Origin of the sequence: Acidisarcina sp. (genome assembly GCA_035539175.1) — a bacterium.
GTDB lineage: Bacteria > Acidobacteriota > Terriglobia > Terriglobales > Acidobacteriaceae > JANXZS01.
Genome location: DATLIY010000009.1, coordinates 113,283 through 138,944, shown reverse-complemented (window position 1 = coordinate 138,944; position 25,662 = coordinate 113,283). Strand labels below are relative to the sequence as shown.

At 60.3% G+C, this 25,662-nt stretch carries 26 protein-coding genes and 1 tRNA gene; 10 read left to right on the top strand and 17 right to left on the bottom strand.

Translation table 11 applies throughout. The features are described from left to right. Positions 1–16: 16 nt before the first annotated feature. Positions 17–394, bottom strand: coding sequence for a fluoride efflux transporter CrcB (gene crcB, locus VM554_12215; protein HVJ09137.1), 378 nt, complete (start codon positions 392–394; stop codon positions 17–19). A gap of 171 nt (positions 395–565) precedes the next feature. Here crcB and VM554_12210 point away from each other — a divergent pair, with 171 nt between their 5' ends. The 4 genes from VM554_12210 (at position 566) to VM554_12195 (ending at position 4,978) form a co-directional block, all read left to right on the top strand. Next, positions 566–1,981 carry an aspartate aminotransferase family protein gene (locus tag VM554_12210; protein ID HVJ09136.1) on the top strand — a complete coding sequence of 472 codons (1,416 nt, stop codon included), beginning with the start codon at positions 566–568 and terminating at the stop codon, positions 1,979–1,981. A gap of 168 nt (positions 1,982–2,149) precedes the next feature. After that, positions 2,150–3,199, top strand: coding sequence for a 3-oxoacyl-[acyl-carrier-protein] synthase III C-terminal domain-containing protein (locus VM554_12205; protein ID HVJ09135.1), 1,050 nt, complete (start codon positions 2,150–2,152; stop codon positions 3,197–3,199). Continuing rightward, complete coding sequence (locus tag VM554_12200) at positions 3,199–4,350, top strand: NAD(P)/FAD-dependent oxidoreductase (GenBank protein ID HVJ09134.1); 1,152 nt, start codon at positions 3,199–3,201, stop codon at positions 4,348–4,350. The genes VM554_12205 and VM554_12200 overlap by 1 nt, the downstream gene beginning before the upstream one ends. A 37-nt stretch (positions 4,351–4,387) precedes the next feature. Continuing rightward, positions 4,388–4,978, top strand: coding sequence for a YceI family protein (locus tag VM554_12195; protein ID HVJ09133.1), 591 nt, complete (start codon positions 4,388–4,390; stop codon positions 4,976–4,978). A gap of 165 nt (positions 4,979–5,143) precedes the next feature. On the opposite strand, the gene VM554_12190 is transcribed toward VM554_12195, so the two are convergent. Continuing rightward, positions 5,144–5,419 carry a hypothetical protein gene (locus tag VM554_12190; GenBank protein ID HVJ09132.1) on the bottom strand — a complete coding sequence of 92 codons (276 nt, stop codon included), beginning with the start codon at positions 5,417–5,419 and terminating at the stop codon, positions 5,144–5,146. Positions 5,420–5,662: 243 nt separating this feature from the next. Here VM554_12190 and VM554_12185 point away from each other — a divergent pair, with 243 nt between their 5' ends. Beyond that, on the top strand, positions 5,663–6,115 hold the full coding sequence (locus VM554_12185) for a helix-hairpin-helix domain-containing protein (protein ID HVJ09131.1): 453 nt from the start codon (positions 5,663–5,665) through the stop codon (positions 6,113–6,115). A gap of 120 nt (positions 6,116–6,235) precedes the next feature. Then, positions 6,236–6,607 (top strand): iron-sulfur cluster assembly accessory protein, encoded by a 372-nt coding sequence (locus VM554_12180; GenBank protein HVJ09130.1) that lies wholly within the window; start codon positions 6,236–6,238, stop codon positions 6,605–6,607. Positions 6,608–6,717: 110 nt separating this feature from the next. Here the strand turns inward: VM554_12180 and VM554_12175 are convergent, their stop codons facing one another. The 11 genes from VM554_12175 to VM554_12125 all read right to left on the bottom strand — a co-directional run bounded on the left by VM554_12175 (position 6,718) and on the right by VM554_12125 (position 17,665). Then, complete coding sequence (locus VM554_12175) at positions 6,718–7,698, bottom strand: hypothetical protein (protein HVJ09129.1); 981 nt, start codon at positions 7,696–7,698, stop codon at positions 6,718–6,720. 32 nt (positions 7,699–7,730) lie between these two features. Continuing rightward, positions 7,731–8,348, bottom strand: coding sequence for a hypothetical protein (locus VM554_12170; GenBank protein HVJ09128.1), 618 nt, complete (start codon positions 8,346–8,348; stop codon positions 7,731–7,733). 1 nt (position 8,349) lies between these two features. Then, positions 8,350–8,931 (bottom strand): GspMb/PilO family protein, encoded by a 582-nt coding sequence (locus VM554_12165; protein HVJ09127.1) that lies wholly within the window; start codon positions 8,929–8,931, stop codon positions 8,350–8,352. Beyond that, positions 8,928–9,665, bottom strand: a complete 738-nt coding sequence (locus VM554_12160; GenBank protein HVJ09126.1) for a hypothetical protein — start codon at positions 9,663–9,665, stop codon at positions 8,928–8,930. The genes VM554_12165 and VM554_12160 overlap by 4 nt, the downstream gene beginning before the upstream one ends. A gap of 100 nt (positions 9,666–9,765) precedes the next feature. Then, on the bottom strand, positions 9,766–10,683 hold the full coding sequence (locus VM554_12155; protein HVJ09125.1) for a hypothetical protein: 918 nt from the start codon (positions 10,681–10,683) through the stop codon (positions 9,766–9,768). Next, the gene (locus VM554_12150; GenBank protein ID HVJ09124.1) at positions 10,683–12,305 is read right to left on the bottom strand and encodes a GspE/PulE family protein; all 1,623 of its coding nucleotides are present in this window, start codon (positions 12,303–12,305) and stop codon (positions 10,683–10,685) included. Before VM554_12150 ends, VM554_12155 begins: the two co-directional genes overlap by 1 nt. Before the next feature lie 5 nt (positions 12,306–12,310). Then, positions 12,311–13,588 (bottom strand): type II secretion system F family protein, encoded by a 1,278-nt coding sequence (locus VM554_12145; protein ID HVJ09123.1) that lies wholly within the window; start codon positions 13,586–13,588, stop codon positions 12,311–12,313. 15 nt (positions 13,589–13,603) lie between these two features. Then, on the bottom strand, positions 13,604–14,758 hold the full coding sequence (locus VM554_12140) for a hypothetical protein (protein ID HVJ09122.1): 1,155 nt from the start codon (positions 14,756–14,758) through the stop codon (positions 13,604–13,606). Positions 14,759–14,898: 140 nt separating this feature from the next. Further along, on the bottom strand, positions 14,899–15,600 hold the full coding sequence (lolA, locus tag VM554_12135; protein ID HVJ09121.1) for an outer membrane lipoprotein chaperone LolA: 702 nt from the start codon (positions 15,598–15,600) through the stop codon (positions 14,899–14,901). 41 nt (positions 15,601–15,641) lie between these two features. Continuing rightward, complete coding sequence (locus VM554_12130; GenBank protein HVJ09120.1) at positions 15,642–16,196, bottom strand: type II secretion system protein; 555 nt, start codon at positions 16,194–16,196, stop codon at positions 15,642–15,644. A gap of 194 nt (positions 16,197–16,390) precedes the next feature. Further along, entirely contained in the window at positions 16,391–17,665 is a 1,275-nt protein-coding gene (locus tag VM554_12125) for a pitrilysin family protein (GenBank protein ID HVJ09119.1), read from the bottom strand. Positions 17,666–17,728: 63 nt separating this feature from the next. Here VM554_12125 and rlmN point away from each other — a divergent pair, with 63 nt between their 5' ends. Continuing rightward, positions 17,729–18,913, top strand: a complete 1,185-nt coding sequence (gene rlmN, locus VM554_12120) for a 23S rRNA (adenine(2503)-C(2))-methyltransferase RlmN (GenBank protein HVJ09118.1) — start codon at positions 17,729–17,731, stop codon at positions 18,911–18,913. 16 nt (positions 18,914–18,929) lie between these two features. Here the strand turns inward: rlmN and VM554_12115 are convergent, their stop codons facing one another. The 3 genes from VM554_12115 to VM554_12105 all read right to left on the bottom strand — a co-directional run bounded on the left by VM554_12115 (position 18,930) and on the right by VM554_12105 (position 21,520). Next, positions 18,930–20,066 carry a gluconeogenesis factor YvcK family protein gene (locus tag VM554_12115; GenBank protein ID HVJ09117.1) on the bottom strand — a complete coding sequence of 379 codons (1,137 nt, stop codon included), beginning with the start codon at positions 20,064–20,066 and terminating at the stop codon, positions 18,930–18,932. A gap of 43 nt (positions 20,067–20,109) precedes the next feature. Continuing rightward, positions 20,110–20,682, bottom strand: coding sequence for a tetratricopeptide repeat protein (locus VM554_12110; GenBank protein HVJ09116.1), 573 nt, complete (start codon positions 20,680–20,682; stop codon positions 20,110–20,112). A gap of 241 nt (positions 20,683–20,923) precedes the next feature. Then, complete coding sequence (locus tag VM554_12105) at positions 20,924–21,520, bottom strand: DUF4254 domain-containing protein (GenBank protein ID HVJ09115.1); 597 nt, start codon at positions 21,518–21,520, stop codon at positions 20,924–20,926. Positions 21,521–21,698: 178 nt separating this feature from the next. Here VM554_12105 and VM554_12100 point away from each other — a divergent pair, with 178 nt between their 5' ends. Both VM554_12100 and VM554_12095 read left to right on the top strand, forming a co-directional pair. Beyond that, a complete protein-coding gene (locus tag VM554_12100; protein HVJ09114.1) occupies positions 21,699–22,871 on the top strand; it encodes a hypothetical protein in 1,173 nt (390 codons plus the stop codon). A gap of 48 nt (positions 22,872–22,919) precedes the next feature. After that, the gene (locus VM554_12095; protein ID HVJ09113.1) at positions 22,920–23,966 is read left to right on the top strand and encodes a UDP-glucose--hexose-1-phosphate uridylyltransferase; all 1,047 of its coding nucleotides are present in this window, start codon (positions 22,920–22,922) and stop codon (positions 23,964–23,966) included. A 98-nt stretch (positions 23,967–24,064) separates the two neighbouring features. Here VM554_12095 and VM554_12090 read toward each other — a convergent pair. Then, a tRNA-Lys gene (locus VM554_12090) sits at positions 24,065–24,140 on the bottom strand. Positions 24,141–24,381: 241 nt separating this feature from the next. Here VM554_12090 and VM554_12085 point away from each other — a divergent pair. Then, positions 24,382–25,638 (top strand): cellulose synthase operon protein YhjQ/BcsQ, encoded by a 1,257-nt coding sequence (locus tag VM554_12085; protein ID HVJ09112.1) that lies wholly within the window; start codon positions 24,382–24,384, stop codon positions 25,636–25,638. Positions 25,639–25,662: the final 24 nt, after the last annotated feature.

The window sequence follows — 25,662 nt, the reverse complement described above, 5'->3', positions numbered from 1 at the left end:
GAGGCTGGGGGAGAGGCTAGGCCAGCACTCGGCCGACCATTACGCCAATCCACACAGCAAAATAGCCCACTACGGTGCTGAGTGCAATGTTCAGCAGAGCGAGTTGTGTCTCTCCTGCCTGTGCCAGCCGTATCGTCTCGTACTCGAAGGTGGAAAACGTGGTGTAGGCTCCGATGAAGCCAATAGGAATCGCGAGCCTCCACGCTGGAGAAAGCCCGATGCGCGCATCCAACACCGTGAGGATGGCGCCGATCAGAAAGCAGCCGGAAATATTTATGACAAATGTGCCGTAGGGGAATCGAGTGCCCATACGGCTGTAGACCCAGACTCCCAGGGCATAGCGTGCAATGGAGCCGGCAAAGCCGCCGATGCCCACCCAAAGATATTTCGACATTTCCGACTTACTCCCCGCAGCCTCAATACCTTGCATGGCCGCGTCCCGGGTGTTCTCACAAAATTATCCCATCGATTCTCCTCCAAACCGGTTGACGAAGACGAAATCCAAACGTCTTACAAAATATTTGTTGTCACATATATTTATTCAGACGGGGGAAACCGAATCCACATGCCAAACTCCGCAGCCCGGACGCCCTCCTCGCCTTCCAAGCAGGTGACCCCGAGCGCAAATCCTAAAGGAAATGCAGATCCCAATGGGAATTACGGCGCGCATGTCAATCCGCAATGGGTTCGGCTGCTCGAGCTGCTGGGAATGAATACGCGGTACGTCGAGTGCCGCGGAGAGAAGCTCTTCACCGAGGATGGACGCACCATCCTGGACTTCCTCTCCGGCTACTGCGTGTACAACGTTGGGCATAATCATCCGGCGATCCTCGATGCGCTGCATCGCGAGCTGGATCGCAACGGCCCATCGATGCTTCAGAGTCATGTGGCCGAGACCGCGGGCGAGCTTGCGGAGGTCCTCTGCCGCAAGGCCGGAGGCCGCCTGAATAAGGCGTATTTCTGCAGTTCCGGCAGCGAGGGCGTGGAGACGGCAATCAAGTTTTCGCGTGCCTTTACGCGGAGAAATGGCTTGCTGGCGGCAAAGGCGGCATTCCACGGCCTGTCGTGCGGCGCATTGTCGCTGATGGATCACGGCTTCTGGTCGGATGGATTCGGCCCGCTTCTGCCCGAGGTCTCGTTCGTCAACTTCGGGGATCTCGCCACGCTCGAAAAACTGCTGAAGACTAAAAAGTTTGCCGCGCTCTTCCTCGAACCGATCCAGGGAGAAGGCGGGATTGTTCTGCCTCCGAAGGGCTATCTGGAGGGCGCCCAGGCACTCTGCCGCAAATATGGAACCCTGCTGGTGATGGACGAGGTGCAGACCGGCCTCTATCGTGCCGGCACGTTTCTTGCGAGCCAGCAGTACGGGCTTGATCCGGACATGGTGATTCTGGCCAAAGCCATGAGCGGGGGACTGGTGCCGGCGGGCGCGGTGTTGATGACCGACGAAGTCTACGAGCGTGTCTACGGCTCGTTGCGTCGGGCGATCGTTCACACCTCCACCTACAGCGAAAATAGCCTGGCAATGCGCGCCGGACTGGCCACTTTGCAGGTGCTCGACGACGAGGCTCTGGGCGAACGCGCGATGGAACTCGGCGAGCTGTTTCGGCAGCGGCTGCGGGAGGCCCTTGCCGGTTACGAGATGGTTGCGGAGGTGCGCGGCGCCGGATTCTTCTCCGGTATCGTGTTTGCTCCGCCCAGGTCGCTCACGTTGCGGCTCTCCTTTGAGGCATTTACACGCGTGCACCCTGCGATGTTCGGCCAGATGCTGGTGATGCGCCTCTATCGGGAACATGGAATCCTGACCCAGATATGCGGGAATAATTTCCTGGTGTTGAAAGCAGCCCCACCCCTGAATGCTAGCGAAGAGAGCCTGGATGCGTTCGTCACAGCCATCGTAGAAGTAATGGATGCGGTGCATTCCTCGCTCCAGTTCTGGAAAGATGCACTGGCACTTGCGGGACGTGCGGCCAGTATCTAAAAAAGTTGTGCCCGCGACAGGCCGGATGAGTTGCGGTTCTGTTTTTCGGTTGTGCTCCTGTTTTCCGTTGTTTGATGGCAAGAAACGCGATTGGTCGCACGGGAGGTCGCGGTTGCTCCGTGCTCGTATGCTGAAGGATTCATCGGGTTAAGAAAGATCGAGAGGGACATGCGCATTGCAGCCACTGCTACAGCGTTTCCACCACACTACTTCACGCAGCAGGAAGTCGTAGCGGCACTGGAAAAGTACTGGGATAAGGGAATGGAGAACGCGGCGGTTCTGGAGCGCCTGTTCTCGCGGACTGGTGTAGATGGGCGCTATTTTGCGCGGCCATTGGAGGACTACTACGCCCTGGATACCTGGGGAAAAACGAACGATGTCTGGATTGAGGTGGCGCTGAAGCTTGGCGAGCAGGCGATCGATTGCGTTCTGCAGCAGGCAGGCATAGGGCGGGACCGCGTGGGCGCTCTTTACTTCGTGAGTGTCACCGGCGTGGCCAGCCCCTCCATCGATGCACGACTGGTCAATAAGATGAGCCTGAATCCGCATATCAAGCGCAATCCGATCTTCGGATTGGGCTGCGTCGCGGGAGCGGCGGGCCTGGCCCGTGCGGCGGACTATGTGCGTGCCTATCCTGACCAGGTTGCGATCCTGCTCAGTGTGGAACTGTGCTCGCTTACCTGGCAGCGGGACGACCTCACCGTGGCGAACATGATCGGTTCGGGCCTCTTCGGCGATGGCGCTGCGGCAGTGCTGGTAGCAGGCGAGGAAACGAAGCTGCGGGGACCGAAGATTGTTGCCAGCACCTCCTCCTTCTACCCCAATACGGAACGGGTCATGGGCTGGGACATTTCGGAGAAAGGTTTCAACCTGGTGCTCTCGCCCGATGTTCCCAACGTGGTCCGGGAGAACCTCGGCCGGGACGTGGACGCTTTTCTGGCAACGCAGGGGTTGAAGCGCTCCGACATCGGAACCTGGATTATGCACACCGGAGGCCCCAAGGTTCTGGATGCGACGGCCGAAGCACTAGGATTGACGGAGAATGCGCTTGACGATTCCTGGGCGTCCTTGCGCCGGATCGGCAATTTGTCGTCGGCCTCAGTGCTGACTGTTCTGGATGGCGTCATGAAGCACAAGCGTCCTGCAAAGGGAACTCGCAGCGTACTTGCAGCCATGGGGCCGGGCTTTTGCGCGGAGATCCTGCTACTGGAATGGTGATGAGCGACTCTCAGATTCCAAACTGTGCGGAGGTGCTGGTGGTTGGCGGCGGTCCCGCCGGCTTGTCGGCTGCCATCGCGCTGCGACAGAGGGGCGTGGATGTCGTGGTTGTGGATGCCCTGCGCCCTCCGATCGACAAGGCCTGTGGAGAGGGGCTGATGCCGGATTCTCGCGGAGAATTAGCCAGCCTCGGAATCAGCCTGGGACCCGCGGATGGAAAGGAATTTCGCGGCATTCACTTTGCCAATCGCAACAGCGGCCGGACGGACTGCGTCACCGCACAGTTCGCCAACGGTGCCGGCCTGGGAGTTCGCAGGGTGCGCCTTCACGAGGCTCTGATCGAACGCGCCCTGGCTCTGGGAGTCCAATTGCGGTGGGGCGTCCACGTGGAACTTCGCCAGCGCGGAGAGGTGCAAGTGGACGGCAGGCCCTGCGCGTACGGATATCTTGTCGGGGCCGACGGCCAGGCCTCCGGCGTGCGGCGCTGGGCTCGACTGGAGGCTGGATCGACCATCAGCAGACGCTTCGGCTTCCGGCGCCACTTTCGCGTTCGGCCATGGAGCGAGAATGTCGAGGTTCACTGGGGAGCGTGCGGGCAGGCCTATGTTACGCCGGTGGGAGAAGAGGAGCTCTGCGTTGCAACCATCGCCAGCGATCCGCAGGTGCGAATGGTTCAGGTGGTGGACTCCATCCCATATCTGCGCGAAGCGCTGCGGGGGCAGGACACAACCAGCCAGCAGCGGGGAGCCATTACCACAACACGCCGGTTGCGATGCGTGGCACGAGATCGGGTAGCCCTGATCGGCGATGCCTCCGGCTCGGCCGATGCCATCACCGGCGAGGGCCTGGCGATGGTCTTTCGCCAGGCACAACTGCTTGCGGATGCGATAGAGGTTGGCAACCTCTCCCACTATGCTGCGGGGCATCCGGCGATTCTGCACCTGCCTATGACGATGGCTCGAATGATGCTGCTGATGGATCGGTGGCCGCTCTTTCGCAACCGTGCCATGCGGGTACTGGCCAGCGAACCGGCATTGTTTTCCCGGCTGCTCGAGGTTCACATGGGAGCGGAGTCGTTGCCGCGGTTCGTCCGGCAGGACGGGCTGCACCTGGGCTGGAGAATGCTGGTACCCTCGGCGGCACGCACGTAGAACCGCGCTGCTTGTACACTTGACCAAGGTTAGATCCATGAAAACTTTTGCTCGCTATTTTTATCCTGTGACTGCTGTCGTGCTGTTCCTTGCTTTTGGGTCTGCGTTGCATGCGCAAAAGATGACGGTTCGCCTGGATCCTGCGCAGACGGAGATCCGCTGGAAGTTGACGGACACGCTGCACAACATCCACGGGACATTCAAGCTCAAGACCGGAAAGATGAGCTTCGATCCGGCGGTTGGCCTTGCGGAGGGCGAGTTCCTGGTGGATGCGGATAGCGGGGATAGCGGCAGCTCGATGCGCGACGGGGTGATGAAGAAGAAGGTTCTGCAGACCGATCGATATCCACTGATATCCTTTCGCGCCGCAAAGATTGCAGGAGAGCCGAAGCCAGCCAGCATGCAGGATGTGACCGTAGATGGCACATTCAATATTCACGGTGCGGATCATGCCTTGCGCATGGGGCTGAAGGTTCAGATGGACGGAGACAAGATCGCTGCCACCACTCACTTTGTGGTTCCCTATGTGGACTGGGGAATGAAAGATCCCAGCAACTTTGTGCTGAAGGCGGGCAAACAAGTAGACGTGGACGTCGTGACGCACGGCACGATCGAGGCCGCTCACTAAGCTGATTCAAGGCAGAATCTGGGGAAATGACAACACGCTAGCAACCTCTGAAAATCAGAGGTTGGTAGAACTCCGAGCTAGTTGTGCATCGCCGGGAGGGGAAATCCCGGCGATGCGAAATCTCTGGATACTTGCCGCTGGTTCCGTATCCTTGGTTACATCTGGTTACATGTAGAACTGCTTTACAGCGTCCCACACATAGAACCCCAGAATCGCTGCTGTCATCACGCAGGTGCAGACCGTAACAATCTTCACGAGGGGAGTTACGCGATTGACCTTCCTCAGCAATGCCTGGTTATCCTGGTTATGGTGCTCCGAAGATTCATCGAGAAAGACCTGGTCCTCTTCGTAGCGCGTGAGGTTGCTGCGATAGAGCAGGAGAATCAACAGGAGAGTTGTTAGTCCTGCCCATAGGGCCCACATAAGAGGAATGATGCTCATACATCACCTCAGGTGCCGCTTTGAGCCGATCTCATCGCCACGGGCATGGCCAAGATTCGCCAGGCCCGCAGTAGATGGGGCCGTCCGCGGATTATGTTATCCCCAAAAAGTGGTACGTGAACACATATTTATTTTTTGCGACACGGCCAAATTGGGCAACCTGAGGATGATCCTGTCAATCTCTCTATGGGGTTGATGTACGCGGCCGCCGCTCTCCGCTAGATTAAGTGTAAGGATCGCTAAATGAAGAGATTACGCGCCAAACATCTACGAATACTTCAAGCGGGAGCTCTGCTGCTTCCCCTGGTCTTTGGAATTGGGGCCTGCCAGGAGAAGCCCAAAACAGCGGAGCAGCAGGACAGGGAGATCCAGCAGAAATCGGCTGAGGCTACGGTCAAGATCAAAGAGGGCGCCCAGGAAGCTGCTTCCAAGACGAAAGAGGCTACGGCGGACGCGCAGCGCAAACTGAATGCGGTGGCCGCAGGCGTAAAAGAGGGCCTGCAGACCAATCCGGATCGCCTGGACCTGAACACTGCGACGGTTGAAAAGGTGGCGTCGTTGCCGGGGATCAGCAAGGCGAAAGCGGAGCAGATCGTGAAGGCCAGGCCCTATGAATCGACGCATGACCTGGTGGTCCGGGGGATTTTGACGGAGTCTCAATATGAGCGAATTTCGAGTCAGATCACGGCGCGATAAAAGACTCTGAGTCGAAACGGCTTGCACCCGCATCCACTGGAGAGACGGTTTCTCCGCTTGTTGTGCCGCTGCGGCGGGAGTTAAACTAAAAGCGGATTCTTATTGAGGGAGATCTACACAATGGCAACCACGACCACACCCGTACCTGCTGAAAGCACCCAGACCGCACCGCTGAACATGACGCCCTCCGCCATTGCCAAGGTTCGCGAGATTATGGCGACACAGGATCCGTTGCCAGCGGGTCTCCGCATCGGCGTAGTAGGCGGCGGTTGCTCCGGCTTCCAATACTCCATGTCCTTCGAGAACGAGAGCGGGATGATGGATAAGGTATTTAACTTTGAAGATCTCAAGGTCTTCGTCGATGCGACCTCGCTGATGTATTTGAAGGGCTGCACGGTCGACTACGTGGAAACGCTGGAGGCTGCCGGCTTCAAGTTCGACAATCCACAGGTCAAGAGCACCTGCGGCTGCGGATCTTCCTTCAGCGCGTAGAATTTCCAAGGGATCTGATCCCGCGCATTCAAAAAAGGCCTCGCCACAACTGGCGGGGCCTTTTCCTGTTGCACCGTCGAGCGTCGGGATCTATGCGGTGCGTGTGGGATCTACTGCTGTGGGGTTGGGGCTGGTGATGGGGCAGGCGTCGGCGTCGGCGATGTTGCGCCGCCAATGGGGCTGGTCCCTAGGTCCGTGGTGCCTGAGCCAAACGAGCTATTCGGATTGTTGGCTCCCGGTTGTTGCTGGATGCCGGTGCCGTTCTGGCCGCCCAATCCGTTCTGGTCCTGCAGGGGGTTGTAGACAAACTCCCATTCGTTGTAGTGCTTCTGTTTCTTGAACTCCCGAATGGATGCCTTGGTGCTGGTGCTGGAGACGCCCACAATGCCGCCTCCTCCGAATGTCTGGCCGCCAATACCGCTGCCGCCAATCCCCGAGGTGGCAGACCCGGTGGAACCTGCTTCGCCGGTCGCACCTGTTCCTCCCGTTGGCGTTGGACTGGAGGACCCGAAGGCGCTGCCGCCACTGCTATCCGATGGCGAGCCGGTGCCCGGACCGAAGCTCAGGCCTGGCGAGTTGCCCAACCCCGTCCCCGAAGACCCGAAGGATGAGGACGATGAGGATCCGAACGTCGAGCTCATGAAGCCCGTTTGCGGCGTGCTCGTACCGGTGGCGGAGGCTCCCGGAGCAGCACCCACACTGGCAAACGGTTGCCCGAAGAGACCTGTCGGCTTGACCTTCGCTTCTCCGAAGTGGATGAGCCGCCACTCGTCCTTTCCCGATACCGGATCCTTGTAGCGTTTCCGTAGAAAGCGGATCTCATTGGTATTTTCAAGCTGATCAAGATTCGAAGGGAATCGCCCGAATTTCCTGTAGTAGAGGCGAATCGCGCGGGTGTACTGCATTCCGCGATGCATCAGCTCGTCTTCTTTATCGCGTTGCAGATCCGTTGCGACGCGTGGCGCAGCGGCTGCCAGGGCGATGAGCACCAGCGCCACCAGCACCAGGACGCCGATCAGAATGTAGCCCTCCTCGGCAATGCCTTGCGAAGAGGCCGGAGTCGTTGACGGGTTGGCACGATGATTCAGCATCTATGAATTGGACGTAAAACCTCGTTCATCGGCTAATTCTTGAGTAAGGGGAGCGTCTGCGTGTTCCTGTAAGGCAGGTCCTCCACTTGCACGGAGAAGGGGAGAATCTTGACCACTCGATAGCGGCGGTCCACTACGTCGCCTTCCGCGGCAATAAAGACGTCTTCTCCATGCAGCAGAAATGCCTTATGCAAGCCACTCTTCGTCGCGGAAAAACCGAAAAACTTCAGGTCAATCGGCGGAGGAGGAGGGGGTGGGGGTGGGCCTGCATTCACGACTTTCACGGGCCTGGCGGAGGCTTTGGGCTTCTCAATCGCCGCCGGGGCGGAGAGCTGCGAAAAGATGTTACGGCCCGTCCCGGAGTAGGTCATGGATTCGGTCGCTGCCATCCACTCCGGATGCAGTGTCGGATCAAGATTTGTGGAGGCAAGCTTCGTCGCGGGATGGCCTGGGCTCACTGTGCTGCCCCCCGTACCGCCAGCGTTGGCAGGTGCCTGCTGCGTCGTTACCACGGCAGGCGGAACCGGCGCGGGCGCCGGGGTGCTGAAGGTATCCATCAGCGTTCTGCCGCCGAGAATGAGCACGATCACGCCCAGCACTCCGGCGATGGCGACTTTCTTCTTATCTTCCGCTCCCATGCGCAGAGCCATACTATTTCGCCTCCGCAACAGGCACAGCGACGGCATCGGCTGCGCGCAGATAGGTAATCACGCGCAGGCGCAGGTTCACCACTCCGCCCTGTTGTCCGGTCAACGTCAGCCCGCTAATGAGGAAGAAGCTCTTGTCCCGTTCCAGTCCGTTGATGAACCGCATAAGCCCGGGATACTCTCCGCTGAGCGAGGCATCCATGCGAATCTCCGCCAGCCCTGCGAGCGCCGGGGTCTGTGTGTACTGAACCCGCGTGAGGCGGATGCCGTTCTTCACCGCCAGCGACCCCAGCTCCGCCGCAATGGAGGAGTAGGTGGCAGGAATCCGTTGCGCGTAGAACTTATCGGCATCGCTGCGCGCCTGCTCCACCTTCCCTGACAGGCCGCGCAGGGGAGCGGTCTGCAGTTCCAGCGTTTTGTAGGCGAGTTGCTGCTCCTGCACCACCTCGGGTCGCTGCGCGTTGGCATTGTGCCATGCAAGAGCCAGCCTTGCGGCCAGGAAGAGATTGAGCGCGGCTAGCAGTACCACTCCCGCGATATGCAGGTTGAGCCCCGTCAGCACGTTTTCAGGCAAACGCAATTTCATCGTGCACCTCCGCGGGGGCGTCGCGTGGCGGATGACGCGGAAGCAGATTTCGCTGATGAAGCAGGATTCGCTGATGAAGTGGCCGCCTGCTCCTGAGAAGATGCGTGATCCGCACTCTGCGCCTTGCTGACGCTGCGAGACAACGGATTGTAGTCCGCCAGGACGTCAAAGCTGACGCCGCTGGAGGCGCTTACCGGTTGCAGGGCCGCTTGACTGGCGGCGCCAGTTGTCTCGGCGGTTTCTCCTGCCAGCCGCGGAGACTGGAAGCGGCGCGAGTGCTCCAGGTTGCGAACCAGCTCCACGGCGCGGTCTCGCTGTCCGCTGACGCGCATGCGGATCGTCACATGCCCATCCGGGGCGGTGATCGGCTCCAGATTCATGACCTGGACACCTGCCGGCAGAACCGTCTCGAGATCCATCATTACGGCAGTCCAGGAAAAAGACTTGCGCTTATAGATCTGGTTGAGAAACTCCGATTGCGTGAGCACGGCGGCGTTTGCCGGCTGCTGCATCTGCTGCCGGTAAGACTGCTGCTCCTGCCGCAGCTTCTGCATGTTGCTGGTGAGGACGTTCTGTTGTGCTTGCGCCTCGGCGGACCGCCGCTCTTCCACGCGCAGCAGCAGCCACAGGGGAATGGCAGCCAGCGCCAGCAGCACCATCCACAGGCGCAGGCGGGAGTAGAGGGGCCGCAGCTCGATGAAGGGCCGTGACGCGAGATTGAGGGTTATGCGCATCTAGAACCCATTCTGCCGTTCGTCGTTCATCACTTCCGAATACCCCACGCCTCTTGCTCCTGACACATCCACTCCTGCTCCTCGTGGAGCAGGCCAACACTTAGTTCGAAAGCGCACCCACAACTCCGGACAACAGGCCCTTCGGCACCGCGCTGGTGGCTCCGGTTGCGGGCGCAGGAACCAGATCGCGCACCCGAAGTCCTTCCTCCTCCACCATCGGAGCCAAGGCCGGAGCGCCACCCGGCCCGGCATAGAACAGGCTTTGTGGCCTGGTGTGCAGCGCGTCTTCAAAGTATGCCATTGCTACGCTGACGGTTCGTTGCAACTCAGATACCGCCTCACTCTCCACGGCAGGCAACTCCAGCGTGCGGTGCAGCAAAATGTCGTCGGCAACGGTGATAACGGTGGTCACGGTGTTGCCGTTACGGTTCAGGACGAGTGCGGGCTCGCTGGAGGAGACGGCAGCCGCCGCGGCCAGGCTGCTGGAGAGCACCACGCCCGGCTCATATCCCGCCTCGCTAACCGCTGATTCGTATTCCGCGAGCACGTCCTGCGGCATGATCGCGACCAGAACGCGAACCAGCGATGCATCCGCTGCACTTACCACCTGGTAGCTGATCGATGCATGCTCTACTTCGAAAGGCACCAGCTTGCGCAGGCGAAAGCGAATCACCGGCAATACTTCGGCGGCCTTCGACGGCAGCGTGTCAAAGTCAAGAATCAGCACACGTACGGCGGCATCCGGTATCACGAGCGTGAGATGCCGGTCGCGGGAGGCTACCTCGTCCAACGCCTTGCGAAGGGAGGCAACCACGGCCTGCCGGTTGGCTAGATTCGGGGTATGGAGCGCCGCTGTAGCTGAACCGGGGGCAAGCGGTGCGTAGGTGGCCAGGACGCTGTCCTCCACAGAGCCCTCCCGGCGTGCGGCAACGACACCTTCCGGCAGGATCTCGCAGGCCAGACGGGGGCGCAGCGTCACGGCAGAGTTTGGCGCAAGGAAACGCAGGATGTTCGCCACTATCGGCTCGCCTCGATGAAGGTGACTTTGTTGATCTCCTTCAGTGTAGTCAGTCCTGCCCGAACTCGCTGCAATGCGGACTCACGCAGGAAGTTCATGCCCTCGGCCTGGGCGGCGCGGCGAATCTCCGAGCTTGGCTTCTTCTCAAGAATCAGTTCGCGGATCGAGTCGGTAAGGTCGAGCAGCTCGTGGATCGCGGTTCGTCCTCGATAGCCGGTGCCGCCACACTCGATGCAGCCGATGCCCTCGTGAAATTCAAAGTCCTTCCACTCGTCGTAGTCCAGCCCGCTGGCGGTAAGAAAATCCCGGTCATGGCGGACGGGCCTGTCGCAGTATTCGCAGATGGTGCGCACCAGCCTCTGGGCAAGGATGCAGTTGAGTGCCGAGACAAAGTTATAGGGCTCGACGCCCATGTTGAGGAATCGCCCAATCACATCGACCACATTATTTGCGTGCACCGTGGTAAAGACAAGGTGCCCCGTGAGCGCGGACTGGATCGCAATCTGCGCCGTCTCCGTATCGCGGATCTCGCCGACCAGAATCTTGTCCGGGTCGTGGCGGAGGATGGAGCGCAGGCCGCGGGCGAAGGTGAGGCCCTTCTTCTCGTTCACCGGAATCTGCGTAATACCGCGAATCTGGTACTCGACCGGATCTTCGATGGTGATGATCTTGTCTTCGTCGCTCTTAATCTCATTGAGCGCGGCGTAGAGCGTCGTGGTTTTGCCGGAGCCGGTGGGTCCGGTGACCAGCACCATGCCGTACGGCTCGCGAATGTAGCGGCGGAAGCGGCGAATATCGTCTTCGCCAAAGCCCACCACATCCAGCGTGAGCTTGTGGAACTTCTCGCTCATCGATTCCTTGTCGAGTACGCGCAGCACGGCGTTCTCGCCATGCACCGTCGGCATGATGGATACGCGGAAGTCGATAAGGCGGCCCTTGTAGCGCACGCGGAAGCGGCCATCCTGAGGCACGCGGCGCTCTGCGATATCGAGCTCGCTCATCACCTTGATGCGCGAAAGGATCGTCGAATGATGTTCGCGCGCGATCGGCGCCATGGCCGCCTGCAGCACGCCGTCGATGCGGTACTTGATGATCAGGGAATCATCGTAGGTCTCGATATGGATGTCGGAGGCGCGGCGTTCGAGTGCGGTAAAGATGGTGGTGTCCACCAGCCGGATGATGGGGCTGATGTCTTCTTCCGACGTGAGCTTCTCAATCGAGATGTTCTCGTCGGCATTCTCTTCCGGGAGGACGTCGAAGGTCAATCCTTCGGTAGCCTCGTCCAGCACGCGCTGCGACTGCTCGGTTTTCTTCAGCAGGTCGGTGATCTGGCTTAGCGTTGCGACGCAGGTGACAACGCGCTGGCCCAGCAGGCCCGAAATCTCATCAATGGTCATCAGGCGGCTGGGGTCGCTGACCGCAATGACAAGGTGATCTTCCTTTTGCTCCAGGGGAACAAAATTGTACCGGAACATCATGTCCACTGGCACGGTGCGGAAGAGGTCATGCTGGATGCGGAAATTCTTGAGGTCGACGAAATCGCACCGGTAACGCCGGGCGAGCGACTGCGCATGAGCCGGTTCGTCGAATTCGATGGGCAACGCGATGGGCGTATCTGCCATGGCTCCTACCTTCCGACGCTGCTTGCCTGCCCCAGCGAGAAGATGGGCAGGTAGAGCGCAATCAAAATAACGACAACAACCACGCCCATCACAATCAGGATGGCGGGTTCGATCAAAGCGAGCGATGCGGTGAGCGCGGTCTGCACGTCCTCCTCAAAAAACTCGGCGACGGAGTTGAGCATTTGCGGCAATGCGCCGGTGGACTCGCCTACCTCGATCATCTCGACCGATAACTCGGGGAAGACCTTGGTTCCGCGCAGGCTCTTGGCCAGCCCGGTGCCTTCTCGCACGCTGGTCACTGAAGAAAAGACGGCCTTGGCGATGCGTCCGCTCGAAATGCTGCGCGCCGCCGTCTCCAGCGAGGGAACCAGGGGCAATCCGCCTGTGAGCAGGGTGGAAAGGGTGCGGGCGAAGAGCGCCACCTGGTATTTGATCCAGATCTTCCCGAAGACGGGAAGCTGAATGCGGATGCCATCGATGCTGTCGGCTCCGCTGGGCGTCTTGCTCCAGCGATAGAGCAGGTAGCCCACCGCGGCTACGACTGGCAGCACGTAAAGGAGGTATCTCTGCGCATGGGTGCCCACCGCCAGCAGCATCATCGTCAGGGCGGGCAGCTTGGTGCCGATCTGGTCGTAGAGGGTGGCGAAGCGCGGGACCACGAAGCTGATCAGGAAGATGAACAGGCCGATGACGATGCAGATAAGCAGCGCCGGATAAATGAGCGATGCCTGCAGCTTCTTGCGGAAGGTCAGCGAGATGCGCTGGAAGGCGAGATACCGGCCAAGCACTTCTTCCAGATTGCCGCTGCGCTCGCCAGCGAGAATCGTCGTGGTGTAGATGAGCGGAAAGCCACCCTGCGCCGTAAAGGCTCCGGAAAGCGACTCGCCGGTGCGTACGCGGGTGGTGACGTCGTGGAGCTGGGCAGCGAAGGTTGCGTTCTTCTGTCCGCTGGCCAGCATATCCAGGGAGCCGAGGATGGGCATTCCGGCGCGGATGAGGGTGAGGAATTGCTGGTTAAAGATGAGGAAGGTTTCGAGCTTGACCTTCTTCCGCAGGTTGGAGGCGAAGCCATGGGGGCGCACCGAGTAGACGAAGTAGCCCGACTGCGTGAAGCGCTGCCTCAGCTCCTCCGCAGACGAGGCAGCCTGAATCTGCTCCGAGATCCTGCCTCGTTCATCCGCCAGCTTAATGACAAACTCCGCCATCGTTCCCCTGCCGAAGTGTTTCCAGCGATTCTCCAGTTGGTGGTTGTGGTTCTGCCGCCTGCTCCTGCAGCGCGGCATGCTTTCGGGCACTTATTATTTCAACGATATCAGCTTCGCGATCCGGCCTTTGGGACCGACGACCCAGGGCAGGCCCAGCGCATTCCACGGGCCGCCATCGGCTGCGATCACTGTGGGCTGCCATGTGTTGCCGTCGTCGCGGCTTATGTCTGCGCCATTGGTCCCGACGGCGACCCAGGCGTTGTCTGCGGCGCTCCATGCAACCGAGGAGCGGTAGCCATGCGGAGGCCGCGCAGCCTTCGTCCATGTCTGGCCATTATCCACGGTAAACGCTGCGGTGCCAGAGCTTTCGCCGGGCTGCAGGTAATCTCCTCCAACGGCAACGCCGCTGGAGGCGTCGCGAAAGGCCAGGGAGAAGATGCCCATCGAGGGCGCAGTCTTCGCCATGGGAACCGCTGCGCTCATCCATCTCAGGGACACCTTCGGCTCCGCCGTCTTCGCACGGGCCGTCTTTGAGCCTCTTGCCGAGTTTTTTGACAAGTTTTTTGCCGGGGATTCTTTATCTCGCATTGCCAAATAAAAGACGCGCGGGCCGCCGGGTCCGCTCGTACCGAAGAAGTCCAGAGCCGCTCCCAGCGGCGTATCCAGGGTGTACTTGCCGGTGAAGGGGATGGCGACGTAGGAAGAATTGCTGGCGGCAAAGGCGCCCTCGCCGTGTGGATCCGCAGCCAGGGCGGGGTCATCCACTCTTCTCCAGTGCAGCCCGCCGTCTTCCGTCCGGAAGATGACGAACCTGCCATCGACTGGGTCACCGAGAATCACGCCATGCTTCCTGCTGGTAAAGGCAATCGCGTCCCAGAAGCCCTTGGGGTCGGGATTGGTGTAGAGCGGCTTCCAGGTAACGCAGCCGTCGGTGGTCTTGTAGAGGCGCGATTCCTCTCCGCGTCCGGAGGACATCACCATTGCGGTCTGCGCGTCCCAGGCGACGATGCTGCGAAAATCCAGCGTCTCCGCGCCGGGAGGCACGGAGCAGACCTGCCACAGATAACCGCCGTCTTCGGTGCGCAGGACGGTGCCATGATTGCCGCTGGCCCAGGCCACTCCATTGCCGGCGGCGTGGATGCCGCGCAGGTCCGCCTGCGTGTGCGACTGCTGCATCTCCCACTGCGCGCAGGCAGGCAGGGAAGCGGCGGCGAGAACGGCAGCAAGCAGGATACGGGCGCAGTCCATGGCAAAAGCCCTCGGAGAACATAACGCAAAGGAGCCAGGAGAGGCTACAAACGTCGCGGGGACAGGACGCGCGCAGGTTGGCTGCACTCGCAAATTCCGGAGTTCCAGAATTCGGCTCCAGAATTCCGGTTCCAAAAATTTTAGACTGGCGGCAGGCCCTCGACTACCGGTACACCCTTCGGTGCTTGAAAGACAAATTCCGCATCCGAGGTTGGCGGATTCGTCTGCTCCCCGCTGAGCTTGAAGGTAGTCAGGGCGCCATCCACTTCTTCGATCTTCATGGCGTGAATGACTCCATCCGGAGTCACTTCCAGGCTCATCCGCTCGATGCGCTTCTCCATCCCCTTGGGAGTTCCGCTCAAAACGTATCCTGTGCCAGAGGGAGTTGCCGTCAAGCCGATCAGTTCCTTCTCCAACTGGGTATGCCCCAGCAGAAAGCGCAAGGGAGAGCGCAGGTCGTCCAACTGTTTGGCGGCCACTCGCTGCACCTGGGTATCGCCGGGGCCGTAGAAATAGGCGTACTTGCCGTCGAGCACAAAGAGCTTTCCGGCTGGCTGGCTGTAGATCCAACGCATGCGGCCTGGCTTCTTCAGCAGCAGGGTTCCGCTCTCGTGGCGATTCATGCCCATACCGGCGTACTGCTGCGAAAACTCCACCCGCAGGCTGCGGAGAGAGTTGTAGTGGTGGTCGACAGAGGCGGCGAGCGACTGCACGGATACCTCGGCCGTGCCTTTAACCGGATTGGCGGCACTGGGATTTACCGCGCCAGCCAGCCCCGTCGCCGGGAAGGCGAGCGCTCCGGACAGCAGCAGAACTGCGAGCCGCCGCTTCTGCTCGCGCATTGCCCTCAAAGTCGAAGCGCCTCGTGTCTGTGTCACTTGCGTCATTGCAGCGGTACGGTGCAATTGGTTCCACCTGCCGGGTCAGCCTTGATCTCGCCTGCCTGATCGATGCAGAAGCCGCGATGCCCGGTCTTGCCGACGGCCTGGGGAACAGCCGTGGCTTCGTAGGAGGTGTACATGTCCTGATTGTTCACCGTCACCTTGGTGCAGTTGACGATGGCAAAGGTGTAGCCGCTCTTGTTGCCGGTGGCGAGATCTCCCTGTAGAACCTGCGCCGATTGCGAACTGGGCGCGGTGGAACCGGCCGTGCCGCCCAGAGTGGACAGCGAGCAGGCAAATCCGTTTGCCGGATAGGTGGTCTGGTACTGAATCTGTGCCTGGTAGATGGCGCGCAGCGACTGGATTGCCGATGTCTCGTTCGCCTGGCTCTTCATGCTGCTGAAATTCGGAATCGCGATCAGCATAAGGATGAGGATGATGGACATGACGATCAGCAATTCCATCAGGGTGAAGCCGCTGATGCGGTGCTGCCTGCTCTCCCGGGTTGGGGAAGAGATGGAATCCCTGACAAGCATTCGAGCGAAACTGAGTTTCATCTTTCTCCGTTTCCTTGCGCGGCTCGGGTGTGTTGGAGATAGAGCCGCCCGATGGCAATCCTAATCTAACCAGACGCAAAGGTGAACTGCTGCGCTCGCGAAGCAGGGCTGGGAAGGCCAGAAAATGCGGCGGAAACGAGAAGCAGGGAAACAGGGAAGAGAACGATCCCTTCCTCCCTGTTCCCCTGCTTTTCTTAGCAGACCAGTTGGTTTCGCGTCAGCTTCAGTCCGTCCAGGCGGCCAAGGAGAGTCACGGCGACGTCCTCGGGCCGGAAGAGGGATTGCGCCATCGACATGACCTGTTCGGCGGTCACGTTCTCCACCATGTCCAGAATCTCCTGCATGCTGAAGAAGTATTGGAAGTACATCTCCTGGCGCGCCAGGTTCGACATGCGCGAGGTAGAGCTCTCCAGCCCCAGCAGGATATTGCCCTTGAGTTGATCCTTGGCGCGGCGCAGCTCGTCGGCGGGCAGCCGCTCCTGCTTCAGCCGGCGAAACTCGACCATGATCAGCTCGATCACCTCAAGCGCCTTCGAAGCTGGGGTTCCCGCGTAGATGCAGAGCGAGCCCGTATCGAGATAGGGATTCAGGTCGCTGTAGATGGCGTAGGCGAGGCCGCGCTCCTCGCGGATCGTCTGGAAGAGCCGCGAGCTCATGCCGCCGCCCAGGATCGTATTCAGAACAAGCGTGACATAACGCTGATCGTGCGCGATCGGCGGAGAGGGCACGCCGAGGCAGAGCTGAACCTGCTCCAGCGCCTTCTTGTTGCGCAGGATGATGCGCGAGGCTGTCTTTGGCTTTTCGCCCAGGCCGTCGCTTACGCCCCCGGGCAGCCCCTGGAAGCGCTGAATCACCTTTTCGACAAAGGCGTCATGCTCCAGATTGCCCGCTGCGGAAAAAATGATGTTCCCGCCGCGAAAGCGCTCGCCATAGTAGCCGAAGAGGGTTTGCTGCTCAAAGTGCTTCACGGTTTCGCGGGTGCCCAGGATCGGCTTGCCCAGCGGGTGATCCTTCCAGAAGTTCTGGGTGAAGATCTCGGAAACCAGGTAGTCGGGATTATCCTCATCGATCTTGATCTCTTCGAGAATCACGCCTCGTTCGCGCTGGATGTCGTCGTTGGAGAAGACGGGGTTGATGACCATGTCTGACAAAACATCGAGCGCCGAAGCGACGTGCTCATCCAGCACTTTGATGTTGAAGCAGATGGATTCCTTGCCCGTAAAGGCATCGAGGTTGCCGCCGATAGCGTCCACCTCGCGCGCGATGCGCTGCGCGGAGCGGGAGCGGGTGCCTTTGAAGACCATGTGCTCCACAAAGTGGGAGACGCCATTGACCTCGGCGGTTTCATGGCGCGATCCGGCTTTGATCCAGACGCCCATGGCTACGGAGCGCACATGTTCCATGCGCTCGGTGAGGATGGTAAGGCCGTTGGGGAGAACAGTCTGGCGAATATTGCGATTTTGAACCATGTACTTCTTTCTTTTTGGTGGCTGCTTGCGGCGGCCAGAACTCTACCCGCCGGGGACAGTGCTATGCTCGTCGAAACGACTCAGGATGCGGAAATGACGCCGGGCAGGGACAAATACGTTCAATTATTAGACGCGCCGGGGAGCCCTAAGGAGCAGGCACTTTTTGGTCTTTCAAATGAGCAACTTGCGGCTCTGATGGAGAAGCTCGGCCAACCGGCGTATCGTGCGCGGCAACTCTCCGAGGCCCTGTATCGCCAGTGGTCCACCGATCTGAGCGATATCTCTACTTTACCGAAAGAGCTGCGTGAAGGGCTAGTCGCGGCAGGGTATTGTGTGGGTCTGCCGAAAATTCAGGAGACCTTCCGCTCGACCGACGGCACGGAGCGCTACCTGATCGCCTGTGGCGACGGGCAGACGGTCGAGACAGTTTGGATGCCCGAGGGCGATGGCGGCGAAGAGGGAGACGGCTCGGAGGCAAACGAGGCGGAGGAAGGCCATCATCGCGCAACTATCTGTGTTTCCAGCCAGATAGGTTGTGCCGTCAACTGCCAGTTCTGCCTGACGGCTCGGCTTGGTCTGCAGCGGAACCTGACCGCCGGGGAGATTGCGGGGCAGGTGGTAGCTGTGCTCAAACAGCAGCAGGCGCGCGTAGGGCGCGACCGCATCAACCTTGTTTTCATGGGCATGGGCGAGCCATTCCTGAACTACGACGCGTTCATGGACGCAGTCAGGCTGTTGGTGGGTGAGGTGGGGATTGCCGAGTCGCGAATGACGGTTTCTACTTCGGGAATCGTGCCGGGGATTGAGCGGTTTGCAGCCGAGCCGGTGCGCCCGAAGCTGGCCATTTCGCTCAACGCATCGAATGACCAGGTGCGCGAGCACATTATGCCGGTGACTCGTAAGTGGAGTATTGACAATGTTTTCGACGCGGTTCGCCGGGTTCCGCTGCGGGCCCGGGAGAAGGTGACCTTCGAGTATGTGCTGCTGGGAGGCATCAACGATACGCGCGAGCATGCGGCCGAGGTGGTATCGCTGCTGCGTCGCGCCAATCTCCCTGCGAAAGTGAATCTGATCGTCTGGAATCCGGGGCCGGGAGTTGAATTTCACATGCCGAAACCGGAAGACGTGGAGCAGTTCCAGGCAAAACTGGTGCAGAGTGGCATTCCAGCCTTCATCCGGCGGCCACGCGGGCGCGACATCTATGCGGCCTGCGGACAGCTCAAACGAACCGCCAGCGCAGCAAACTAAGGCAAGTTAGCAGACCCTAGTCAGCACTCCTGCGGGCCTGACTCGCAATTCCAATCTGCATCAGGGTGCGGGCGACGCAGTCGGCGTCATGGCGAAGAACGCTTCCCTCGGCGGCAAAGTCGCCCACGATTACGCGTACTCCCAGGGCTTCGATGCGATCGATGTCGGCCTCAATCGGGGCTGCACCTTCGCTGGCGTAGCGGGTCCGCAGCTCTTCGGATACGGGAGCCGTATTCACCAGAACGTAGTCGAAGATGGGACCACCCGTGTGCTCGTAGATGCGCTCGATGTGCTGGGAGGCGGTCAGATTCAGGCTCTCGTTGGCCTGTGTCATCAGATTGCAGACGTAGACGCGGGTTCCGCGAGCAGCCGCCAGAGCCTCCGGAATGCCCTTGACCAGAAGATTGGTGATCAGGCTGGTGTAGAGAGATCCGGGACCGATGGTGATGAGGTCCGCTCGCGCAAGGGCGTCCAGCGTCTCGGGCAGCGGCACGGCGTCTGCCGGTTCCAGAATGAGCTGCGCGATGCGGTGTTTGCTGGCGGTAATGTTGGTCTCTCCATGCACCACCGAGCCATCGTCCATGCGTGCGCTCAGGCTGACGTTCGAGATGGTCGCCGGATAGATGTGCCCGCGTGTGGCCAGCACCTGCGAGGAGAGCTTGATCGCCTGTGCGAAGTCGCCCGTAATCTCAGCCAGAGCGGCAACGAAGAGATTGCCAAAACTATGCCCCTCCAGCCCCTCGCCGCTGCGGAAACGGTGGCAGAAGAGCCGGGTGAGGAGGGTTTCATCTTCCGAGAGCGCCACCATGCAATTGCGCAGGTCGCCGGGGGGCAGGATGTTGAAGTCCTTGCGCAGGCGCCCGCTGGAACCGCCGTCGTCGGTAACCGTCACGACAGCCGCCAGATCGCTGATCAGAGGAGGGCAGTCGCCGTGCGGCTGAGCCGCCGGTGAGCCAGCCGTAGCCGGCGAAGGAGAGGCTACGTACCACTTCAGGCCGCGCAGCAAGGTCGAAAGGCCGGTTCCGCCGCCCATGGCGACCACCCGTAGCGCGGATGTATGCGCGCTCTCCGCGAGCGTTTCCAAAGTCAGATCGGCTGTCCCCGAGGTAGAAAGCTTCCCGGAGCCGCATTGTATGGCTGTATTGACGGTCATGGATCCAGCATTCTGCAGGGAGCCAGCTCCCGGCGAAGTTTGGTCAGGAGATCTCGGGGTAGAGGAGCTCGGTGAATCGAGGGTCATCCGCCATGTCCTGAAAATCAGAGTCGCTGCGGGCCTGGATGCGGTTCTGGGAGTTCAACTCAATTGCTTTCGCCAGATGATCGAGACAACCCTCGCCCTGTCCAGTCATGCTGTGAAGTATCGCCAGCCCGTAGTGCGCATAGTCGGCCGCAGAGTCGGTGCGGAGAATATCCTCGAACTGCTCCCGCGCCTCTTCATAGTACCCCGTGTTGAGCAAGGAGATCGCGTAGTCGTACTGCTCGCCCGTATTCCCAAAGGTGAGTTTGGATTCGCGAGCGTTTCGCTCACAGGCGACTAAATACACGCGCGCCCTTTCCCCAAGTTCCGGCGGGCCAGAGTCCACAAGCTTTTGAAAGAGAACTCTGGCCTTCTCGAACTTGCCTTGTTGCATCCACTGCAGACCCGACTGGTAGTCATGCATGGCCTTTTGCGGCAGCGGGTGATGGACAGGGCTGCCTTCGGCTTGAGGCTTTCCCGCTGCTGGGCGGGGTGTGCGACGAGTGCCATTCCCATGACGTGCTTCTTGCATAACGAAAATTTCCTTGTCCGTAAAGCGCCCGGAGCCAGGCCCCTGGCCATTCTCTTGAGCAAAGCACGGGAAGCTAATGCGATTCCGAGTGCCGCCTGAAAATTGCTTTCCCGTTGAAATCGTTTTTATACGCAGAACCGCGTCTGTCGTCAACCACTCGCAATTTCCCGCAACGGATGTGAGGGCATGAAGCCGTTGATTCCGCCTGAATTTACAGTGGTTCAACGCGGTGAGGCCGCGTTCACTTCCTGCCATAGAGTACAGGGTTCAGCGTTGGGTCGTTGTACATCTTCATCTGACGGTAAAGCTTGATGCGGCGCTGACCGGCCAGCACCTGCTGCCACAGCCGATCGAGACATTCGGCCAGATCGCTTCGCTGGTCCGACAGAATATGCAGGCGTTGGCGGTTGCGCGCCGCGTGTCCAGGGGGCGCTTCCTGCCGCACGATCTCCTCCTGGGTGTGAAACAGCTTGAGCGCAAGGATGGAGAGTCGATCGATGATCAATCCTGGGGTCTCCGAGTGCAGCTCGGCCTCGGGAGCGGGAAGTCCGCGGGAGGAGAGCCAGTCCATCAGCATGGTGTCACAACGCTCGGCCAGATCGTTGCGGCGCTGGTTGAGGCGGTCAATCGATCGCTTGACCTCGGCCACCTCATGATCGCTCGCCCCCGGGGCACGGGCCTTGTCTTCCTCATGCCATAACTCAAAATTGGCAAGATGCTGCGCCGCCACCACCTGCAAAAACTCATCCCGCGACTCGGCTGGCAGAGCCTCAGTGTGCTGGTGCCACAGGCGTGTGTACTCGTCCTGCAATTCTGTAATGTTCCATGCCGAGAGCATGCTTCCCCTAAACCCTTTCTCCACCTGCACGGATTCGTGCCGCCGGCTATGCCGGGATTCTCAAAGCTACCCAGCGATCTTGATTCTCAAGCTACCCAGCGATCTTATGGTAGAACTATCGCAACGGCACAGAGGGAAAGCTAGCAGCCTGTTGTGGACTTCAGCATGAGAGCGTCCGATGGCTATGGATCGTAAGGAACTGATTCTTTGTATCGCGAGCTGCGAGAAGGGCGGGGACTTCCTGCGGGAGGCAGCCCGTCTCGGTTGCGGAGTAACGCTGCTCACCCTGGATAAGCTGGCTCATGGCGATTGGCCGCGGGAGATCCTCGACGAGCTCCTGACCATGCCGGAGGGCCTGACCTACGAGCAGTTGAAGAACACGGTCACCTATCTGGCCCGGAGCCGCCGATTCGACCGCATCATCTCGCTGGACGAGTTCAACCTGCAGAACGTCGCCGCGCTACGGGAGCACATGCGTGTTCCCGGCATGGGCATCTCTACGACAGGACATTTCCGCGACAAGCTGACGATGCATTCGGAGGCCAAGCGGTCCGGCTTCCTGGTCCCGGAGTTCACAGCCATCCTCAACTACGACGACCTGCGGGCCTACATGGCCGCTGTTCCCGCGCCCTGGATGCTGAAGCCGCGCTGGGAGCCCTCGGCGATCGGAATTCGCAAGATCCAGGAATCTGAGCAGCTCTGGCGCACGCTGGATGTGCTGGGAGACCGGCAGAGCGATTACCTGCTGGAGCGATTTGTTCCCGGCGCCATCTTTCACGTGGAGTCCATAACCAGCGAACGAAGGGTTGTTTTCTCGGAGGTACACCGCTGCGGGAGGCCACCGCTTGAGGAAACCGGCGTATTCACCACGGCCACCATCGATCGCGCCTCGCCGGACTCGGCTGCATTGCGCGAACTGAACAGCAGGGTGATTCCGGCCTTGAACATGGTTCGCGGGGTCACGCATGCCGAATACATTCGTTCCGAGCAGGATGGCCGATACTACTTTCTGGAGGCTGCGGCTCGCGTGGGTGGCTCGTTTGCGGCTGACCTGGTGCAGTACGCGACGGGAGTTAATCTGTGGAGGGAGTGGGCTCGCATCGAGATCGCCCACCTGCGCGGAGAGATCTACCGGCCGCCGCGGCTTCATGGCGATTATGCCGGCAGCATCCTGTGCCTGGCACGAACCGATGAGCCGGATACTTCCGCCTTCACGGCTCCGGAGATTGTCTACCGGGTGGAAAAACATCACCATGCCGGCCTGATTGTTCAGTCGCCCGACCCGGAGCGTGTCCGGGGCCTGCTCGAAGACTACGGCCGTCAATTTCTGGAAAACTTTTGCGCGGTGTAACAGCCGCCTGACAGGGCTCCTGCCCAAAGAAAGAGAAAAACTGTATCCATGTCTGATTCCACCTGGCAATTTCCGCATCGACGCTACAACCCTCTTCGCCGCCAGTGGGTGCTGGTCTCGCCGCATCGCACCCAACGCCCGTGGCAGGGAGAAGTAAATCCGTCGTCCGGCTTTCCTGACATCCATTACGACCCCAAATGCTACCTTTGCCCCGGAAACGAGCGCGCAGGAGGCAAGAAGAATCCGGCCTACCAGGGTGTCTTTTCCTTCGATAACGACTACGCGGCTTTGCTGCCGGATTCCCCGGATCCCGGTGTGTCCACGCGGCCTGAGCTGCTGCTGGCCGAGAGCGAGCGGGGGCGCTGCCGGGTGCTGTGCTTCCACCCGGATCATGGACTCACGCTGGCCCGCATGGAGCTGGGAGATATCCGCCGGGTAGTAGACGCCTGGACCGAGCAATATCAGGAGCTGGGCAGCAATCCAGCCATCAGCCATGTCCAGATATTTGAGAATCGCGGCGCGATGATGGGCGCCAGCAACCCTCATCCCCACTGCCAGATCTGGGCTACGGAGCATATTCCCGACGAGCCGGCGACGGAAACCGACTCTCTAATCGAGTACCAGAGGAGCCACGGAAGCTGCATGCTATGCGACTACCTCGCGGTTGAAAAATCCGAGGCTTCGCGGATTGTCTGTGAGAATGACGACTTTCTGGCAGTGGTTCCGTGGTGGGCGGTGTGGCCGTTTGAGACGCTTCTGCTGGCAAAGCAGCACGTGGGGTCCCTGGCGGACTTCAGTGACCGTCAGCGCAGCTCGCTGGCCGCCATCCTGAAGCAGTTGACGACGCGCTATGACAACCTCTTTGAGACCAGCTTTCCTTACACCATGGGCTTTCACCAGACACCCACCGATGGCAAGGAGCATGCGGAGTGGCACTTCCACGGACACTTTTATCCGCCGCTTCTACGATCGGCGACAGTGAAGAAGTTCATGGTCGGCTTTGAGATGCTGGGTATGCCGCAGCGGGACATCACGCCGGAGGGAGCCGCAGAGAGGTTGAGGGTGCTGCCGGACCTGCATTTCACGCTGAGGTAGGCGGTACGAGCTTGATGGAGTGACCCAGGGAATGGAGCCTGGAACGCGATCCGGGAGGATGGCGGCGAGGGGTTTAGAAGGAGGGACTTGGAAGTTTGTGGTGAGCTCGCTGGGATTCGAACCCAGGACCAGCGCCTTAAAAGGGCGATGCTCTACCAGCTGAGCTACGAGCTCTCACCATGGACTTCCAATTCCAAATTAACACAGGGTGGACCGCTCCGTCCCCGGAATAGGGGCGGCAGCCTGTCGCGGGGAGAGGAGAAGGGCGGCATACCCCGAAAGTGCCACAGAGGAGAACGCAGCGGTATCATTGCGTCGCACGATTGGGAGGGCTAAGTTGATTTTTACGTTTTATTTATGAGGGATACCGGAGGCTTGGCTTCGGGAGTGGAACGCCACGTGCTGGAGAATCTGCATGACGGATGACAAGAGCAACGGCGCACACACCAAACCCGAGCATGCAACCGGACTCCCGTGGGCCAATCTTGAGCCGGGGAAGTATCGCAGCCTCTATGAGCGCGACGAAAGGTACATTGGCGATCGTGCGGGGACGGAGCAGCGAGGCTCGCCGCAGGAAGCTGTGCGGCTGGAAGCGATGAATCCCGAATCACTCTCTTCGGGGTTGCAGGCCCGGGCCTCGGCATTTCACGGGAACGATATCCGCGATGGGGAGAGTGAGATCCCGCTGGAAGAGCCAGCCTGGGTGCATGGCAGCCGTGCCGGACTGACAAATGTGTCTGGATCAGGGAATGCTTCGATGCCAGTGAATGGCTCCGTGGCCATGAGTGGCTCGGCGGCTTCCACGGAGCCGCTGCAACAATCGCGGGAACGCGTGGCGTCGCGATGGTTTGCGCTGAAGGGCGTCTTGAATGCGGGCGGCGATGAGGCGGCGAGTACTCCCGTCCCGGAAAGAGAAGCTCACGTTCCTTACCTCGGCGTCTTTTCTCTGGCCGGGGGAGTTGGCAAGACCAGCATCGTTGCGACTCTGGGCCGGGCCCTCTCCGGGTATGGGGAGCGCGTGCTGCTTGTGGATGCCGCCTCCTATAGCCCGTTGCCGTTTTACTTTGGCGCGCGGGAGTTACACCCGGGACAGGTGCGTACTTTTTCGCCGCCAGGGGGCAGCACCGATGTACCCATCCATTTGGTGGAGCATCAGGGCAGCACTGGGGAAGGGCCGGCGGAGGACAGCCTGGTGGCCGATCTTCGCCGCTTCGGGCGGGGGAGCAACCGTGTCCTGGTCGATCTGGCGACGGCGTCCGGACCGCTGCTTCGCAGCTTTCTGCATCTGGCGCCTACGCTTGTGGTGCCGATCACGCCGGATATGAATTCGGTGGTGAGTCTGAGCGTGCTGGATGCCTTCTTCCGTCGTTACGCGGATGGAGACGCGCCTCCGGTGCAGCCTTTTTTCCTGTTGAGCCACTTTGATGCGTCTCTGCCGCTGCACCTGGACGTTCGCGAAGTGTTGCGGGAAGAACTGGGGGATCGTCTGCTGCCGTTTGTGCTGCGGCGCAGCGCGGCGGTCAGCGAGGCTCTGGCGGAAGGTATGACGGTTGTGGATTACGCTCCGAATTCTCCGGTAGCAGAGGACTTCCTGGCGCTGGCGAATTGGGTGCGCAGCACGACCGCGCCGGCAGCGACCGGATTTCGCGGCGTGCGCTGGAGCGAAAGATAATCTGATCGAGGCCACCACGGGGGG

Excerpts from the sequence above, each read along its gene's own strand:
- crcB (HVJ09137.1), bottom strand. The coding sequence starts at position 394 with ATGTCGAAATATCTTTGGGTGGGCATCGGCGGCTTTGCCGGCTCCATT.
- VM554_12210 (HVJ09136.1), top strand. The coding sequence starts at position 566 with ATGCCAAACTCCGCAGCCCGGACGCCCTCCTCGCCTTCCAAGCAGGTG.
- VM554_12205 (HVJ09135.1), top strand. The coding sequence starts at position 2,150 with ATGCGCATTGCAGCCACTGCTACAGCGTTTCCACCACACTACTTCACG.
- VM554_12200 (HVJ09134.1), top strand. The coding sequence starts at position 3,199 with ATGAGCGACTCTCAGATTCCAAACTGTGCGGAGGTGCTGGTGGTTGGC.
- VM554_12195 (HVJ09133.1), top strand. The coding sequence starts at position 4,388 with ATGAAAACTTTTGCTCGCTATTTTTATCCTGTGACTGCTGTCGTGCTG.
- VM554_12190 (HVJ09132.1), bottom strand. The coding sequence starts at position 5,419 with ATGAGCATCATTCCTCTTATGTGGGCCCTATGGGCAGGACTAACAACT.
- VM554_12185 (HVJ09131.1), top strand. The coding sequence starts at position 5,663 with ATGAAGAGATTACGCGCCAAACATCTACGAATACTTCAAGCGGGAGCT.
- VM554_12180 (HVJ09130.1), top strand. The coding sequence starts at position 6,236 with ATGGCAACCACGACCACACCCGTACCTGCTGAAAGCACCCAGACCGCA.
- VM554_12175 (HVJ09129.1), bottom strand. The coding sequence starts at position 7,698 with ATGCTGAATCATCGTGCCAACCCGTCAACGACTCCGGCCTCTTCGCAA.
- VM554_12170 (HVJ09128.1), bottom strand. The coding sequence starts at position 8,348 with ATGGCTCTGCGCATGGGAGCGGAAGATAAGAAGAAAGTCGCCATCGCC.
- VM554_12165 (HVJ09127.1), bottom strand. The coding sequence starts at position 8,931 with ATGAAATTGCGTTTGCCTGAAAACGTGCTGACGGGGCTCAACCTGCAT.
- VM554_12160 (HVJ09126.1), bottom strand. The coding sequence starts at position 9,665 with ATGCGCATAACCCTCAATCTCGCGTCACGGCCCTTCATCGAGCTGCGG.
- VM554_12150 (HVJ09124.1), bottom strand. The coding sequence starts at position 12,305 with ATGGCAGATACGCCCATCGCGTTGCCCATCGAATTCGACGAACCGGCT.
- VM554_12145 (HVJ09123.1), bottom strand. The coding sequence starts at position 13,588 with ATGCCGCGCTGCAGGAGCAGGCGGCAGAACCACAACCACCAACTGGAG.
- VM554_12140 (HVJ09122.1), bottom strand. The coding sequence starts at position 14,758 with ATGGACTGCGCCCGTATCCTGCTTGCTGCCGTTCTCGCCGCCGCTTCC.
- lolA (HVJ09121.1), bottom strand. The coding sequence starts at position 15,600 with ATGCGCGAGCAGAAGCGGCGGCTCGCAGTTCTGCTGCTGTCCGGAGCG.
- VM554_12130 (HVJ09120.1), bottom strand. The coding sequence starts at position 16,196 with ATGAAACTCAGTTTCGCTCGAATGCTTGTCAGGGATTCCATCTCTTCC.
- VM554_12125 (HVJ09119.1), bottom strand. The coding sequence starts at position 17,665 with ATGGTTCAAAATCGCAATATTCGCCAGACTGTTCTCCCCAACGGCCTT.
- rlmN (HVJ09118.1), top strand. The coding sequence starts at position 17,729 with ATGCTCGTCGAAACGACTCAGGATGCGGAAATGACGCCGGGCAGGGAC.
- VM554_12115 (HVJ09117.1), bottom strand. The coding sequence starts at position 20,066 with ATGACCGTCAATACAGCCATACAATGCGGCTCCGGGAAGCTTTCTACC.
- VM554_12110 (HVJ09116.1), bottom strand. The coding sequence starts at position 20,682 with ATGCAAGAAGCACGTCATGGGAATGGCACTCGTCGCACACCCCGCCCA.
- VM554_12105 (HVJ09115.1), bottom strand. The coding sequence starts at position 21,520 with ATGCTCTCGGCATGGAACATTACAGAATTGCAGGACGAGTACACACGC.
- VM554_12100 (HVJ09114.1), top strand. The coding sequence starts at position 21,699 with ATGGCTATGGATCGTAAGGAACTGATTCTTTGTATCGCGAGCTGCGAG.
- VM554_12095 (HVJ09113.1), top strand. The coding sequence starts at position 22,920 with ATGTCTGATTCCACCTGGCAATTTCCGCATCGACGCTACAACCCTCTT.
- VM554_12085 (HVJ09112.1), top strand. The coding sequence starts at position 24,382 with ATGACGGATGACAAGAGCAACGGCGCACACACCAAACCCGAGCATGCA.